12 protein-coding genes are annotated in these 13,550 nt (G+C 62.5%); 2 read left to right on the top strand and 10 right to left on the bottom strand.

Translation table 11 applies throughout. The features are described from left to right. Window positions 1-64: 64 nt before the first annotated feature. Complete coding sequence (locus BVK86_RS19755; RefSeq protein ID WP_075948001.1) at window positions 65-1,456, top strand: FAD-dependent oxidoreductase; 1,392 nt, start codon at window positions 65-67, stop codon at window positions 1,454-1,456. 5 nt (window positions 1,457-1,461) lie between these two features. Here BVK86_RS19755 and BVK86_RS19750 read toward each other — a convergent pair whose 3' ends face one another. After that, window positions 1,462-2,889, bottom strand: a complete 1,428-nt coding sequence (locus BVK86_RS19750) for a type VI secretion system Vgr family protein (RefSeq protein ID WP_075948000.1) — start codon at window positions 2,887-2,889, stop codon at window positions 1,462-1,464. A gap of 221 nt (window positions 2,890-3,110) precedes the next feature. On the opposite strand from BVK86_RS19750, the gene BVK86_RS19745 reads away from it, so the two are divergent. Beyond that, window positions 3,111-3,815, top strand: a complete 705-nt coding sequence (locus tag BVK86_RS19745) for a YebC/PmpR family DNA-binding transcriptional regulator (RefSeq protein WP_008063883.1) — start codon at window positions 3,111-3,113, stop codon at window positions 3,813-3,815. Window positions 3,816-3,885: 70 nt separating this feature from the next. On the opposite strand, the gene BVK86_RS19740 is transcribed toward BVK86_RS19745, so the two are convergent. From BVK86_RS19740 to BVK86_RS19700, 9 genes are all read right to left on the bottom strand, one after another. Further along, window positions 3,886-5,211, bottom strand: a complete 1,326-nt coding sequence (locus BVK86_RS19740) for a leucine-rich repeat-containing protein kinase family protein (protein ID WP_075947999.1) — start codon at window positions 5,209-5,211, stop codon at window positions 3,886-3,888. A gap of 176 nt (window positions 5,212-5,387) precedes the next feature. Continuing rightward, window positions 5,388-6,518, bottom strand: coding sequence for a cell division protein ZapE (zapE, locus tag BVK86_RS19735; RefSeq protein WP_075947998.1), 1,131 nt, complete (start codon window positions 6,516-6,518; stop codon window positions 5,388-5,390). A 281-nt stretch (window positions 6,519-6,799) separates the two neighbouring features. Then, window positions 6,800-7,846 carry an ABC transporter substrate-binding protein gene (locus BVK86_RS19730; protein ID WP_075947997.1) on the bottom strand — a complete coding sequence of 349 codons (1,047 nt, stop codon included), beginning with the start codon at window positions 7,844-7,846 and terminating at the stop codon, window positions 6,800-6,802. Window positions 7,847-7,864: 18 nt separating this feature from the next. Beyond that, window positions 7,865-8,980, bottom strand: coding sequence for an NAD(P)/FAD-dependent oxidoreductase (locus BVK86_RS19725; protein ID WP_075947996.1), 1,116 nt, complete (start codon window positions 8,978-8,980; stop codon window positions 7,865-7,867). Then, the gene (locus BVK86_RS19720) at window positions 8,977-10,332 is read right to left on the bottom strand and encodes an FAD/NAD(P)-dependent oxidoreductase (RefSeq protein WP_075947995.1); all 1,356 of its coding nucleotides are present in this window, start codon (window positions 10,330-10,332) and stop codon (window positions 8,977-8,979) included. The genes BVK86_RS19725 and BVK86_RS19720 overlap by 4 nt, the downstream gene beginning before the upstream one ends. A 133-nt stretch (window positions 10,333-10,465) precedes the next feature. Further along, the gene (locus tag BVK86_RS19715) at window positions 10,466-10,756 is read right to left on the bottom strand and encodes a (2Fe-2S)-binding protein (protein ID WP_075947994.1); all 291 of its coding nucleotides are present in this window, start codon (window positions 10,754-10,756) and stop codon (window positions 10,466-10,468) included. Window positions 10,757-10,763: 7 nt separating this feature from the next. Next, complete coding sequence (locus tag BVK86_RS19710) at window positions 10,764-11,558, bottom strand: ABC transporter permease (RefSeq protein WP_075947993.1); 795 nt, start codon at window positions 11,556-11,558, stop codon at window positions 10,764-10,766. A 6-nt stretch (window positions 11,559-11,564) separates the two neighbouring features. Further along, window positions 11,565-12,434, bottom strand: a complete 870-nt coding sequence (locus BVK86_RS19705) for an ABC transporter permease (RefSeq protein WP_075947992.1) — start codon at window positions 12,432-12,434, stop codon at window positions 11,565-11,567. After that, the gene (locus BVK86_RS19700; protein WP_075947991.1) at window positions 12,431-13,456 is read right to left on the bottom strand and encodes an ABC transporter ATP-binding protein; all 1,026 of its coding nucleotides are present in this window, start codon (window positions 13,454-13,456) and stop codon (window positions 12,431-12,433) included. Before BVK86_RS19700 ends, BVK86_RS19705 begins: the two co-directional genes overlap by 4 nt. Window positions 13,457-13,550: the final 94 nt, after the last annotated feature.

The raw sequence follows: 13,550 nt of genomic DNA, 5'->3' as shown, positions 1-13,550 counted from the left end.
GTCCCTCGTCGCCTGCTGCACCTGCGGCAGGCCGGCGTGCGGGCAACTGACCGGAGAATGACCCATGAGACCCTTTTGGCTGGACCAGGCCTTGAAGGCTGATACATCCGAAACCTGTCCGCCACTGGAAGGCGACACCCGCGCCGACGTGTGTATCGTCGGCGGCGGTTACACCGGGTTGTGGACCGCGATCATGCTCAAGGAGCAGAACCCCGAACTGGATGTGTTGCTGATCGAAGCGGACATCTGCGGCGCCGGCGCCAGTGGGCGCAACGGTGGTTGTGCGCTGTCGTGGTCGGCCAAGTATTTCACCCTGGAACGATTGTTTGGCGTTGAAGAGGCCGTGCGACTGGTCCAGGAATCCGAGCGCAGCATCCACGCCATCGGCGCCTTCTGCGAACAGTACGCGGTGGACGCTGATTACCGCCTCGATGGCACGCTCTACACCGCGACCAACCGCGCCCAGGTTGGCTCCACCGATGCGGTGATCGCCGCGCTGGAGCGCAACGGCATCAACTCGTTCACCCAGCGTCCCGTGGCCGACGTGCAGCGGATGGCCGGTTCCAGCAAACACCTGGAAGGCTGGTTTTCACCGGCGGCGGCCAGTGTGCAGCCGGGCAAACTGGTGCGTGGCTTGCGCCGCGTGGCCCTGCAATTGGGGGTGAAGATTCATGAAAATACCGCCATGACCGGTCTGGCGGAAGGCAAACCGGCGGGGATCGAAACCCGTCACGGCACCGTTCGCGCCGATCGCGTGGTGCTGGCAATGAACGCCTGGATGGCCCGGGCCTTCCCGCAGTTCGAACGTAGCGTGGCGATCGTTTCCAGCGACATGGCGATCACCGAACCGCGGCCGGATTTGCTCAATGAGATTGGTTTGACCAGTGGCGTCACGGTGCTCGATTCGCGGATTTTCGTGCACTACTACCACAACACCCCGGACGGTCGAATCATGCTCGGCAAGGGCGGCAATACGTTCGCCTATGGCGGGCGCATGTTGCCGGTTTTCGATCAGCCATCGCCCTATGCCGGTTTGTTGCGAAGCAGTCTGACGGACTTCTTCCCGGCGTTTGCCGACGTCAAGGTCGAAGCTACCTGGAACGGCCCGTCGGATCGCTCGGTCACCGGACTGCCGTTCTTCGGGCAGATGAGTGCCAGCGGCAACGTGTTCTACGGTTTTGGCTACTCCGGCAGCGGCGTCGGCCCGTGCCACATGGGCGGGCAGATTCTCGCTTCGATGGTCCAGGGGCTCGACAATGCCTGGACCCGCTCGCCCCTGGTCAACGGGCCGCTGGGTTTCTTTCCGCCGGAGCCGATTCGCTATCTCGGCTCGTTGATGGTGCGCAACGCGATCCGCCGCAAGGAGCGCGCCGAGGACCACGGGCATCGACCACGGCACCTGGACGTGCGTCTGGCGAAGTTCGCGGCCGCCGCCGGCAAGGCCGACAAGGGCTGATGCTTCTACAGCTCGTGGTCGGTGCGATTGACCAGCCAATCGAGCAACAGACGGCTGTCGCCGCGCGGCTGGGGGCGAACCGGCTGTGGCGATGGGCGTTGCCCGACGCTTGTGCAAAACACCGGGCGGTCGGGGTCGCTGTCGAGGAAACTGACCAGCCCGTCGCTACCAGCCAAGGGCATCGCGGGCGGGTCGCCCCCGGCGTTCGCCAACGACAGCGCCACCGGCAGCCAGAGACCGGCTGACGCTTCGGAATCACCTGTTGGCGCCGGCCACACATCCACCCGGATTCGCCCTAGATCATCCTGAACCGCCGGTTTACCCGCCGGGCCACACACCCGGGCAGCCTGGAAACCGGGGATGCGCGGCCGGTCTTGTTGAAGCGCGGGCCGGAACACCGTCGACCAGGGAATCGCGCTGAACTGATTGTGGTAACGACGGGGCAGACCGGGTGAATCCTGCTGCAGAATCGAATCCTGTTGCCCTTGATGCTGCGCCTGGATCACCAGCCATTGATCGTTGAACCCCGGCAGCGGATGTTCAGCCACTTGCACAATGCACCCGCTGCGTAATCGGCAGTGATTGCTCTGCCCGTGGATCTTTACCTGCAGACACCGCAGGCGCTCCAGATGCCGGCGACTCAGCTGCTCGCAATGGCGCTGTGGGTGAGCCGGGCGCGGCAAGGGCATGGCCGCTTGCGGGGAGGCGTGATTGGCGGCGCCGTCCTTGGTGTCCGGTGTACCGCGATCCCGGGCATCGACCCGTGGTGGCAACGGCAGTGAATCATGGCGCTGGAATAGCTCGCTGATCACCGGTGATTGAGCACTCGCTGACTTGTCGTTGTGAAAAGGCATCAACAACGGTGCCTGCGGAAAACTCAGGCTGTCATCGGCAAACACCAGCACATGCCCGGCGCCGCCATGTTCGAAGTGATAATGAATGCCTTCCTCCTCGCACAGCCGTTGCAGCAGCGCGAGGTCGCTTTCCTCGTACTGAATGCAAAAGGGCCGCAGGGGATAGTCGCCATTCTCGAGTTCGAAGCGGTAGCTGTCGTCGGGCAGGCCGTGCTCTTGCAGCAGTTGACCCAGGATCATCGGCACGCTGAGCTGCTGGAAAATGCGTCGCGATCTATACCGATCAAGGGCCTGAAGTGCAGGCACCAGCACCAGTCTGTAGCCGATTCGCTGTTGCCCGCGATGTGCGTGACTGGCGCTGTGCAGCACACCGTGAATGCACTGGTGATGGTCGATCACCAGGCGCGCCGGTTGTTGCAGCAACCGCTCAAGGGGCACGGCCGGTGCGAGGCCGATGGCTTCGATATCGAATCGATAGGGTTGGTTGAGGGCCTCGCGGCCGCTGAACTGCACCACTTGCAGACTCAAGTCGTCGTCGAGAAGTGTCAGGGTGAAGGGACTTTCCTTGTCGTTGTGCATCGAACGGGCTTCTACCGAGGAGGACGGGTGCTGAGGGTACGAGACCACGAACGCTTATAGTCATCGTGAACCGAAGTTTCCGAATCGCCCTACAGAAGCCGTTGAAGATGTCGATGCCTGCCGCTGAGAATTTTTGGTCGATTGCCAACTTTAGGCCGTATAAACTTGGCGCCATGCGTCGGCCAATAGATGTCTCGGCGCCATAGACAAGAGAGTGAGTAATGGGCGCACAGTGGAAGGTTAAACACAAAGAAGCGGCAGCTAACGCCAAGGGGAAGATCTTCGGCAAACTGGTGAAGGAAATCACCATTGCTGCACGCAACGGTGCCGATACCGCCACCAACGCACACTTGCGTCTGGTAGTGGAACAGGCCAAGAAAGCGTCGATGCCCAAGGAAACACTGGATCGCGCCATCAAGAAAGGTGCGGGCCTGTTGGGCGAAACCGTGCAATACCATCGCGTGACATACGAAGGGTTCGCACCGCATCAAGTGCCGTTGATCGTTGAATGCGTGACCGACAACATCAACCGCACCGTCGCTGAAATCCGCGTCGCATTCCGCAAGGGCCAGTTGGGCGCTTCCGGCTCGGTGGCCTGGGACTTCAACCACGTGGGCATGATCGAAGCCTCGCCGGACACTCCGGACGCCGATCCGGAAATGGCCGCGATCGAAGCCGGCGCCCAGGATTTCGAGCCGGGTGAAGACGGCGCGACCCTGTTCCTGACCGAACCTACCGACCTCGACGCGGTCCAGAAAGCCCTGCCAGAGCAAGGCTTCACCGTGCTGTCGGCCAAACTGGGCTACCAGCCGAAGAACCCGGTCAGCGGCCTGAGCGATGAGCAGATGGCTGAAGTCGAAGCCTTCCTGGAAGGCCTCGATAACCACGATGACGTGCAGGACATGTTTGTCGGGTTGGCGGGTTAAGCCGGACAGGCTTTGACCTGACCTGTGGCGAGGGAGCAAGCTCCCTCGCCACAGATTTTTGTACGGGCTGTCAGCTGTCGGCGTTAAGCACTGCCAACGCCTGAACAACCTCATCAAACCCCGGCCGGGCCAGCACCTGCGGCTGACAGCAGCGCTGCTGCAAATCCTCCAGGCGCAGACGCTCTTCTTCGCTTAACCCCGACGTAATTCGCTCCAGCAATTCCCCCAACAACACCCCGAACGCCCGCACCTCGATCCGTTGCAAGGCGCGGCTTTCCAGGTTGTCTTGCGTGGCATGGAATGACGCCGCGCCAAAATCTCCCAACAGGCAATCACCGTGCTCGTTGCACAAAATGTTGTGGCCATACAGGTCACCGTGGGTGATACCTTGTTGGTGCAGATGCCCGGCCGCCGAAGCAATGCCCCGGGCGATACGCAGGGCGACAGCGGCGGTGAAGCGGGTGTCATCGGCATAGACGTCGCGGCTGCAGGACGCCAGGCTCGGCAGCCCGGCGAGGTTGCGGTAGCTTGGGTCGATCAGTTGCATCACCAGCCCGTCGGTTTGCTGCGGGTGATCGATAATCCGGCCTTCTACGCGAATCAGGTTGGGATGAATGCCGGCGGTGATGCAGGCGTTCATTTCGTGCAGCGGCGAGCCATCGCTGGTCATTTCGCCTTTGTAGAGTTTGACGGCAACCGTTGCGGCAGGCTGTTCCGGTTTGGCCCACGTTGCGCGATGAATCACCCCGGAAGCGCCTTCGCCCAATGGCTGTTCCAGAAGCAGCTGCGACCAGGCAATGCTCGCGGTGGCTTCGAGGGCGGCGGCATCGGCTTCGGTTTCCAGCGGGTTACCGGCATAGGCCAGCCAGGTCAGGCTCGGCAGGCACAGCAGCCATTCGGGCAAGCCGGTCAGGCGGTTGGCGGCAATACGGATCAATTCAAGTCGATGGCAGTTTCGCAAACTGTCGGGCAACTGCTGCAACCGGTTGCCCGCCAGCATGAGCTTTTGCAGGTGCGGACGCTGGCCCAGTTCGCTCGGCAGTTCGCTGACGTTATTGTCGGTCAGGATCAGCCAGCGCAGCAGCGGCGGCAGTGCATTTCCCGGTACGTGTTCGATGCGGTTGGCCTTGAAGCCGACCATGCTCAGCGCCGCACATTGGCCCAGGCTTGCCGGCAGTTCGGTGAACCGGTTGTCCGAGCAGAACAACACGCGCAAACGGGTCAGGCGATGCAAGTCGTCCGGCAGGCTGCTCAAGGCATTGCCACTGAGGTTGAGCACTTCCAGCGAATCCGCCAGGTCGAAAATTTCCCGGGGGAATTCGCTCAGGTTATCGCTGAGGTCCAGGCGAGTGATGCCTGCCAGCGTGCCGGCGCGCAGTTGTGCGAGGGTGTGCATAGTGGGTATCGCTGTCGATCGAATGAATGGGCGGCATGATAGGGAAAAATGCGTTGCCTGTCCGACCGCCATCGCGAGCAAGCTCGCTCCCACAAGGAGCCGGTGAACGCGGCAAACGCCCTCTAGGCGCAAGCTTGCTCGCGATGAGGCCGCTACTGTCTACCGCAAGCCCGGGATCAAACCGGTTCCCGCACCTCAACCAACTGCCCCAACCGGCTGCGCGTGCGCGCCAGGTCAATGGCATCACCGCCCAGGCTTTCACGCAACGAGCGTTGCCCGAGCAAAATCAAATGCTTGTCCTGATCGTACAAAACGTCCACCAGATTGATGAAGCGCTGTTGCGCGGCGATCGAGCAATCGGCCAGGTTGGGCAGTTGATCGATGATCCAGTGATCGAAGCGTCGGCACAGTTCCAGGTAATCCATGACGGCCGTGGGCTGCTCGCACAGATCAGCGAAGGTGAAGCCGACGACGCGTCCTTCACAGTAGCGGGCGGGCAGGTGGCGAGTGCCAACAGGCAGGGCAATCGCCGGCACGTCCGTGGCTGGCACGTTCGCCGCCCGACGCTGCGCCGGTGTCGCGGGCCAGACGTATTGGCCCTGGGTGAACAACTGCTGGGCATGGGTTCTGGCCTGACTGCGGTAGTCGTGTGGCCCGCCGACTTCCATGACCTGCATGCGCGCATTGATCAGGTCGATCACCGGTTTGAAGCGGGCATGGTAGAGCGGGTTGGGTAGCAGACCTTCCGGCGGGTAGTTGGACGTGACCAGCAGCAGGATGCCTCGGCGAAACAGCGCCTTGAACAGTCGCGTGATCAGCATGGCGTCGCCGATGTCATGGACGTGAAACTCGTCGAAGCACAGCACGCGGCAATCGCTCAGCAGTTCATCGAGCGTGGTGGCCAGTGCGTCCGGTTGTTGGCGATGGTTGAACATCCCCTGGTGCAGCCGGGCAAAGAACTCGTGGAAATGCAGGCGCTGCTTTTGCGCCAGCGGAATGGCCTGGAAAAAACCGTCGAGCAGCCAGCTCTTGCCACGGCCCACGGCGCCATGCAGATAAAGCCCGGGCAGGTGCTTGGCCCCGGCTTCAAGCAGTGAGCTGGCGTGCTGCGCCATGCAGTCGATCACCCGTTGCTGGCTGTGACTGAGGGTGTAGCCCTGGGTGCGGGCCTTGTGATGAAAATAGTCGAGGATGACCCGATCGTTTGCCGAGCCGCAGACGGGCGCGGTTGATGCCTTGCCAAAGAGGCGGCGCAACGACGGCCAGCGCGGTGTGAGTCGCGAACGGTTGGTCGGTCGAACGGCCAATGTGATGTCACCCCGTAATCTTCAGGCAGGCTCCCCGACCTGCGGCGGCATAGTTTAACCAGTCGGGTAATTTGGCTTCCAGTTGTGTCGACGAAAACCCGGGACTATTGGACAGAATGTTGCAGTTTGTACAGGTTATATCCCGTTTTAAGAGGGCTGGACGAAGTGACGGATGTCCCCAGCCCTTGCAGGAGCCCGACTTGCCGGCTCCTGCAAGGAGTATTCGTCCAAACCCGCCACTAGCGCGGACCGCTATGTCGCCGTCACGGCAGTACAGGTCCCTACCGCTCAATACTCCGGTTCCAGCGAGCATTCCAGGCCGGGCGCTGTTCGTTGACCTGGTCCCAATCCACGGCAATCGCGGTTTCCAGATATTGCTTCATCGCCTCGACCTGTCCACGGGTGCGGTCGGTGGTCGGGGTATTCGGGTTGGAAGGAATCTGGTCACCCTCTTCAAGCGCGGCGGCCTGGGCTTCAGGCGTCAACAGGAACGCAGCCAGTTTCTGCGCCAGTTCCGGTTGGGTGTTGTTGGCGATCGCGCATTCGGCAACGTTGAGCACCACGGCGCCTTCCTTCGGTTGGGCGTATTCCACCGGCATGCCCTTGAGTTTGAGCGCGGTGACCTGGGTCGGTGTCAGCGGGAACAATGCAGCTTCGTCGGTCTGCAGCATTTCGGAAATCTTCGCCGAGCTCGGAATGTACTCCAGCACGTTGCGCCCGACGCTGTTCGGCCAGGCTTTGAAGCCCGGGTCGACGTTGGTTTCATTGCCGCCCTGTATCCGGTTGAACATCAGGAACCCATGCAGCCCGAACGTCGAAGACGCCATTGACTGGAACACCAGTTTGTCCTTGAAACGGGGGTCGGCCATGTCCATCCACGAGGTCGGCGCAGCCCAGCCTTTCTCCTTGAACAGGCGCGTGTTGTAGGCCAGCCCGGTGACGCCGAGGCTGACCGCCACAGCCTCATCCTTGATCCGCCCCTTGGCCGGAATCTCTTGCAGGGTCGGGCTGTCTTGCAGCTTGTCGCACAGGCCCATGGCGATGGCGCGGTACATGATGCCGTCGTCGAGGAACATCACGTGCATCTGCGGGTTGCCTTTGCTGGCCTGGACCTTGGCCAGGATGTCGGCGGAGGTGCCGGGCACGATGACCACTTTGACGTGGTTGGCCTTCTCGAAATCCGGTAGCACCTTGTCGGCATAGAGCCGCTCCATGGTCCCGCCGTTCATGCCCAGGTAAAGCGTCGGCTCGGCGTGGGCCTGGGTGACGGTGAGCAGGGCACTCATGCAGGACAAACCGAGCAGAGCAGTGCGTTTGAAGTTTTTCATGGGCGCGACCTTCCTCTATCAAGCTACGGAAATGGAGTGAAAACGGTTGATGGAAAACGCATCCAGCGACGTCTTTGACGCGCCGCTACAGATGATCTCGGTGAGTGCCTGACCCACCGCCGGACCGATCTGGAATCCGGCGCCGGCAAAGCCAAACGCATGCAGCAGACCCGGCCGGGTGCGGCTGTGGCCGATCACCGGTTGGCGATCGGGCAGGTAACCTTCGGTGCCGCTCCAGGTGCGAATCGCCTGGGCACCTTCAAGAAACGGGTAGAGCTCGACCGCCTGGCGAAGGATTTCCAGCACCGCGCTTTGGCCGGGGCGGGCACGGACGTTGTCCAGGGCAAAACCCTGGCCGCCGCCCAACACGCAGTTGCCGCGTGCTACCTGGCGGGCATAGATACCGCCACCCTCGACGCCGGTGCTGGCGTCCATCACCCACGGCAAGGGTTCCGTGACCAGCATCGCCGGGTGTCCGGAATGCATCGGCACCGGCTCGCCAAATTGCGCAGCGAGGTTGCCGGCCCAGGCGCCGGCGCAGTTCAACAACCAGGGCGCGCGCCATTCCAGTCCGGTTTGCGTGCGGACGCGAAAACGCTGGCCGTCATGTTCAACTGCGCTCACCGCACACTGTTCATGCACCTGCGCGCCATGCCGTCGTGCGGCCTGGGCGAACGCCGGAGACACCAGTCGCGGGTTGGCGTGTCCGTCATCCGGGCAATATGAAGCACCTACCGCCACGTCGCCGACCCATGGAAAACGCGTGCGCAATTGCTCACGGTCGAGTATTTGCAGATCAAGGCCGAAACCCTGGCTACTGGCGGCGTAATCTTGCAGCGCGCGCAAGTCATCAACGCTGCGTGCCAGTTTCAGATGGCCGCTGCGTTGATATTCGCCGTCGATGCCGATCAATTGCGGCAACCGCGCCCAGATGGCATGGGCCTGTTGCGACAGCGGCAACTGCGATAACGGACGACCCTGCCGGCGCACGCCGCCGTAATTCACTCCGCTGGAGTGCGAACCGCAAAAATCCCTTTCCAGCAGCACGACACGCTGACCGGCCTGGCCAAGGAACAACGCGGCTGAAGCGCCGACGATGCCGCCGCCGATGATCACTGCGTCGACGTCGATCATGCTTCGACCTCCAGGCCAAAAGGTAAAGGCTTGATTGGCGCCTGCGCTCGCAGCCGACCGATCTCGGACACATCACGCTGGCTCTCGCAGGCAATGATTTCCGCCGCCGAGGCACCACACATCCGGCCTTGGCAGCGGCCCATGCCGACCCGGCAGTGCGCCTTGACTCGATTGATTTCCCAATGGCCTTCGCGCACGACTTCACGAATATCGCCGGCACGGACTTCTTCGCAGCGGCAGACCATTACGTCATCGGCGACCTCGGCAGCCCAGTGTTCGGGAAAGGCAAAGGCGCGTTCCAGCCCTTGTCGAAAATCACCAATGCGGGACAACGACTGTTCCAGTTGCACGGCGCGTTGCGGCGCGATCAGGTAGCCGATGTCTTCGAGCAGTGCTAACGCTGCGCGCTCTCCGGCCATTTCCGCCGCATCGGCGCCCATGATGCCGGCGCCGTCACCGGCCAGGTACACCTGCGCAACGCTGCTGCGTCCGGCGCTGTCACGCGTCGGCAGCCAGGCGCGGTTGAGCGGGTTCCAGGCAAACTCACAGCCGAGCAGATCGGCGAGTTGAGTTTCGCTGCGCAAGCCGTGGGCGAAGGCGACGGCGTCGCAGTCCAGTTGATGCTGGCCGTTCGAGTCGGACCAACTCAGCGCCTGCGCGCGTCGTTCGCCCTCGATGCTGTTCAAGGTCGCTCCTTGATGCACCGGGATGCCGTGAGCGGTCAGCCAGCCACGGTAATAAATGCCTTTGGCCAGCGTGGCCGGTTGCGATAGCAGGGCGGGCAGGGCGCGGGCTTGTGCGCTGAACGGCGAGCTGTCGAGCACTGCGACGACGTTCGCACCGGCCTTGGCGTATTGGTAGGCGACCAGGTACAGCAACGGTCCGCTCCCGGCGAACACCACACGTTCGCCGATGGCGCAGCCCTGGAACTTCAAGGCGATTTGCGCAGCGCCGAGGCTGTAGACCCCGGGCAAGGTCCAGCCCGGCACCGGCAGAATACGGTCGGTGGCGCCGGTGGCGACGATCACCTGTGAGAACTCCAGCCGTGCGGCATGGCCGTCCTGCAAGGTATCGAGTGCGCCGTCCTCGGCGTTCCACACCAGCGTCTCCGGGCGGTAATCGAGCTGATCGCGCAGGGTGTCAATGGTCTGGTGCAACGCACTGGCCTTGCGCGCTTCGAAGCCGTACAGCTTGACCGCTGAACGTTTGAAGTTGGCCGGCTGACGCCGATAAATCTGCCCACCGCCACGCGCCGCTTCGTCCAGAAGCACCGGGCGCACGCCATGGGCAACCAGCGTTTGTGCTGCTCGGATACCGGCGGGGCCGGCGCCGATGATGACCACCGGCGTCATGACCGTCCCTCGGTGGGAGCGAGCCTGCTCGCGAGGGCGACGATACGGCAAACAGGGGAGGTGCCTGAGAGATTGCTATCGCGAGCAGGCTCGCTCCCACAGGGGATCCGGTTTCTACCGATGGACTTCATGTTCATAACGATCGCCCCGGTTCGCGGTTGATCTGTTGTCCGGCTTCAAGCAGCGTCGAGCAGGCGCGCACCCGGCGGCCATCGCCCAGGCGTACCCAGCAGTCCTGGCAGGCTCCCATCAGGCAGAAACCGGCGCGGGGTTCGGCGCTGAAGTCACTGCCGCGCAAGTGTTCGCCACAGGTCAGCACCGCCGTCAGCACGGTGTCGCCGAGCAAACCGCTGGCCGGTTGACCGTCGAGGGTGAAGTCCAGGGCCGGGCGATCGCCTTCGGCCAGTCGTTTCAGCAGCGCCATGGCGACCTCATTGTTTACCTACCAGAACCCGATCCAGGCCATAAACCCGATCCAGCAAAATCATGGTCAGCGCCGTCAGGGCGATCACCAGCGCCGATACCGCCGCCATCATCGGATCGATGGATTCGGTGGCGTACACATACATGCGCACCGGCAAGGTTTGTGTGGCTGGCGAGGTAACGAAGATCGACAGCGTGACCTCGTCGAAACTGTTGATGAACGCCAACAGCCAGCCCCCCGCCACGCCGGGCAGGATCATCGGCAGCGTGATCTGCCGGAACAGCGTGAAGCGCCCGGCGCCCAGCGATTGCGCGGCATGTTCGGCACTGCGATCCAGGCCAATGGCCGAGGCCAATACCAGCCGCAGCACATACGGCGTGATCACCAGCACATGGGCGAAGATCAGCCAGGCAAAGCTGCCGTTGACCCCCATCAATGCGAACAGACGCAGCAGCGCCACCCCGAGCACCAGGTGCGGAATGATGATTGGGGACAGGAACAACCCATTGAGAAAGTCCCGGCCGGGAAACTCGAAACGGGTGATTGCCAGCGCGGCAGGCACCGCAATCATTGTCGCCAGCGAGGCGGCGCTGAACGCCAGGATCAGGCTGTTGTAGAACGCATCGACAAAGTCGGCGCGCTCGAACACGGCACGGAACCAGCGCAGGGAAAACTCCGTGGTCGGCAGGCTCAGGGTGTTTTCCGGGGTAAAAGCCACCAGGCACACCACGACCAGCGGCGCCATCATGAACAGCACCACGAGGGTATGAAACAGCAGGGCGAAAGGACCGTTCCTGGACATGACGAATTATCCCAATGACTTCTTGTAGCGGCCTTCGATCATGCGGTTCCACGACAGCATGATCAGCAGGTTGATGAGCAGCAGGGCCACGGCAATCGCCGCGCCCATGGGCCAGTTGAGCTCCGACAGGTACTGGTCGTAGATCAGCGTGGCGACCATCTTCAGGCGCCGTCCGCCGAGCAGGCCGGGTATCGCGAAAGAGCTGGCGGCGAGGCCGAACACGATCAGGGTGCCGGACAACACGCCGGGCATGATCTGCGGCAGCACCACCTGGCGAATCACGGTGAACTGGCTGGCACCCAGCGACAGCGCGGCTTGCTCGGCAGCCGGGTCGAGTTTCTGCAACGAGGTCCAGACCGGAATGATCATGAACGGCAGCATCACGTGGACCAGTGCGATCACCACGGCGAACGGCGTATAGAGCAGTTTCACCGGCGAGCCGCCGAAGGCTTGCAGGGTCTGGTTGACCAGGCCATCGGCGCCGAGCAGCAGGCTCCAGCCAAACGCGCGCACCACCACCGAAATCAACAGCGGGGTGAGGATCAGGATCAGGAAAATCGAACGCCACGGGGTGCCCATGCGGCTGAGGATGTAAGCCTCGGGAACGCCGATCAGCACGCAGAGCAGGGTGGTCAGGGCGCTGATCCACAGGGTCCGCAGGAAGATTTCATAGAAGTACGGATCACCCAGCAGGCTGCTGTAGTGTTCGACGGTGAAGGCGTTGCCGTTGATGCCGGAGTTGTAGTCGAAGACGTTGAACGACAGCACCAGCGTCAACCCCAGCGGAATCAGCAGCAGACCAATGTACAAGGCCAGAGCCGGCGCCGACAGCAGATAGCCTTGGCGCCCCTGGCGGATGGCGGCGAATGCTCTCATGCGCTCACCTCGTCGACAGTCAGCACGCGCAGGAGTGCGGCATCCCAATCGAGGCCGACGGCCGTGCCTTCGCTCAGCGGTGCCGAGCCATCGTTGCGGCGCACCACGCAGAGTTCACCGAGAGCGGTCGCGACGCTATAGAGCCACTGGCTGCCGAGAAAGAAGCGACTGGCAATCTTGCCTTGCAAGCGGCCCTGACCGGCGTCACGCAGATCGATTTTCTCCGGGCGCAGACTGAGGGTCAGATCGCCCTCGCCACGGTTGCACACTTGAACCACGCCGCTGTTGTCACGTTCGCCGGGCAGCAGATTGGCCTTGCCGACGAACCCGGAAATGAATTCGGTGCGCGGGTGTTCGTAGAGGGTGTAGGGCGCATCGATCTGGGTGATGCGTCCGGCCTGCATCACCACTACACGGTCACTGATCGACAGCGCTTCGGACTGGTCGTGGGTGACCATCAGCGTGGTGATCCCGACTTCGCGCTGGATACGGCGGATCTCGAATTGCATTTCTTCGCGCAGGTTGGCGTCGAGGTTGGACAGCGGTTCATCGAGCAGCAATACCGGCGGCTGGATCACCAGCGCCCGGGCCAGGGCGACACGCTGGCGCTGGCCACCGGAAAGCTCTCGCGGGTAACGCTCGGCGTGCTGATGCAGACGCACCAGTTTCAGCACCCGATCCACCCGTTGCTGGATTTCGGCGCTCGGCACCTTGCGCATGCGCAGGCCGAAGGCGACGTTGTCTTTGACGGTCATGTGCGGGAATAGCGCGTAACTCTGGAACACCACGCCCAGTCCACGGCTCGCGGGCTTGGCGTGGGTGATGTCGCGGCCATCGAGCACGATGCGTCCGCTGGTGACGTCGACGAAGCCGGCGATCATTTGCAGGGTAGTGGTCTTGCCGCACCCGGAAGGGCCGAGCAGGGAAACGAACTCGCCTTTTTCCACCGAAAGATCGGTGGCGACCACGGCGTCGATTTCCCCGTAGCGTTTGCCGAGTTTTTCAAGTTGCACAAAAGCCATGACTGCGCCTCCACCTGAGCTTGTTATGCGTCGCCCGAAGGCGCGCTTTTTTGTATGGGCAGATACGAAAGGATGTTGCGGGGTGCGTTGGCGC

The organism is Pseudomonas reinekei (assembly GCF_001945365.1).
GTDB classification, from domain to species: Bacteria; Pseudomonadota; Gammaproteobacteria; order Pseudomonadales; family Pseudomonadaceae; genus Aquipseudomonas; species Aquipseudomonas reinekei.
This window is presented reverse-complemented; position numbering and strand designations above follow the sequence as displayed.

Coding starts and splice junctions, on each gene's coding strand:
- BVK86_RS19755 (WP_075948001.1), top strand. CDS start 65: ATGAGACCCTTTTGGCTGGACCAGGCCTTGAAGGCTGATACATCCGAA.
- BVK86_RS19750 (WP_075948000.1), bottom strand. CDS start 2,889: ATGCACAACGACAAGGAAAGTCCCTTCACCCTGACACTTCTCGACGAC.
- BVK86_RS19745 (WP_008063883.1), top strand. CDS start 3,111: ATGGGCGCACAGTGGAAGGTTAAACACAAAGAAGCGGCAGCTAACGCC.
- BVK86_RS19740 (WP_075947999.1), bottom strand. CDS start 5,211: ATGCACACCCTCGCACAACTGCGCGCCGGCACGCTGGCAGGCATCACT.
- BVK86_RS19730 (WP_075947997.1), bottom strand. CDS start 7,846: ATGAAAAACTTCAAACGCACTGCTCTGCTCGGTTTGTCCTGCATGAGT.
- BVK86_RS19725 (WP_075947996.1), bottom strand. CDS start 8,980: ATGATCGACGTCGACGCAGTGATCATCGGCGGCGGCATCGTCGGCGCT.
- BVK86_RS19720 (WP_075947995.1), bottom strand. CDS start 10,332: ATGACGCCGGTGGTCATCATCGGCGCCGGCCCCGCCGGTATCCGAGCA.
- BVK86_RS19715 (WP_075947994.1), bottom strand. CDS start 10,756: ATGGCGCTGCTGAAACGACTGGCCGAAGGCGATCGCCCGGCCCTGGAC.
- BVK86_RS19710 (WP_075947993.1), bottom strand. CDS start 11,558: ATGTCCAGGAACGGTCCTTTCGCCCTGCTGTTTCATACCCTCGTGGTG.
- BVK86_RS19705 (WP_075947992.1), bottom strand. CDS start 12,434: ATGAGAGCATTCGCCGCCATCCGCCAGGGGCGCCAAGGCTATCTGCTG.
- BVK86_RS19700 (WP_075947991.1), bottom strand. CDS start 13,456: ATGGCTTTTGTGCAACTTGAAAAACTCGGCAAACGCTACGGGGAAATC.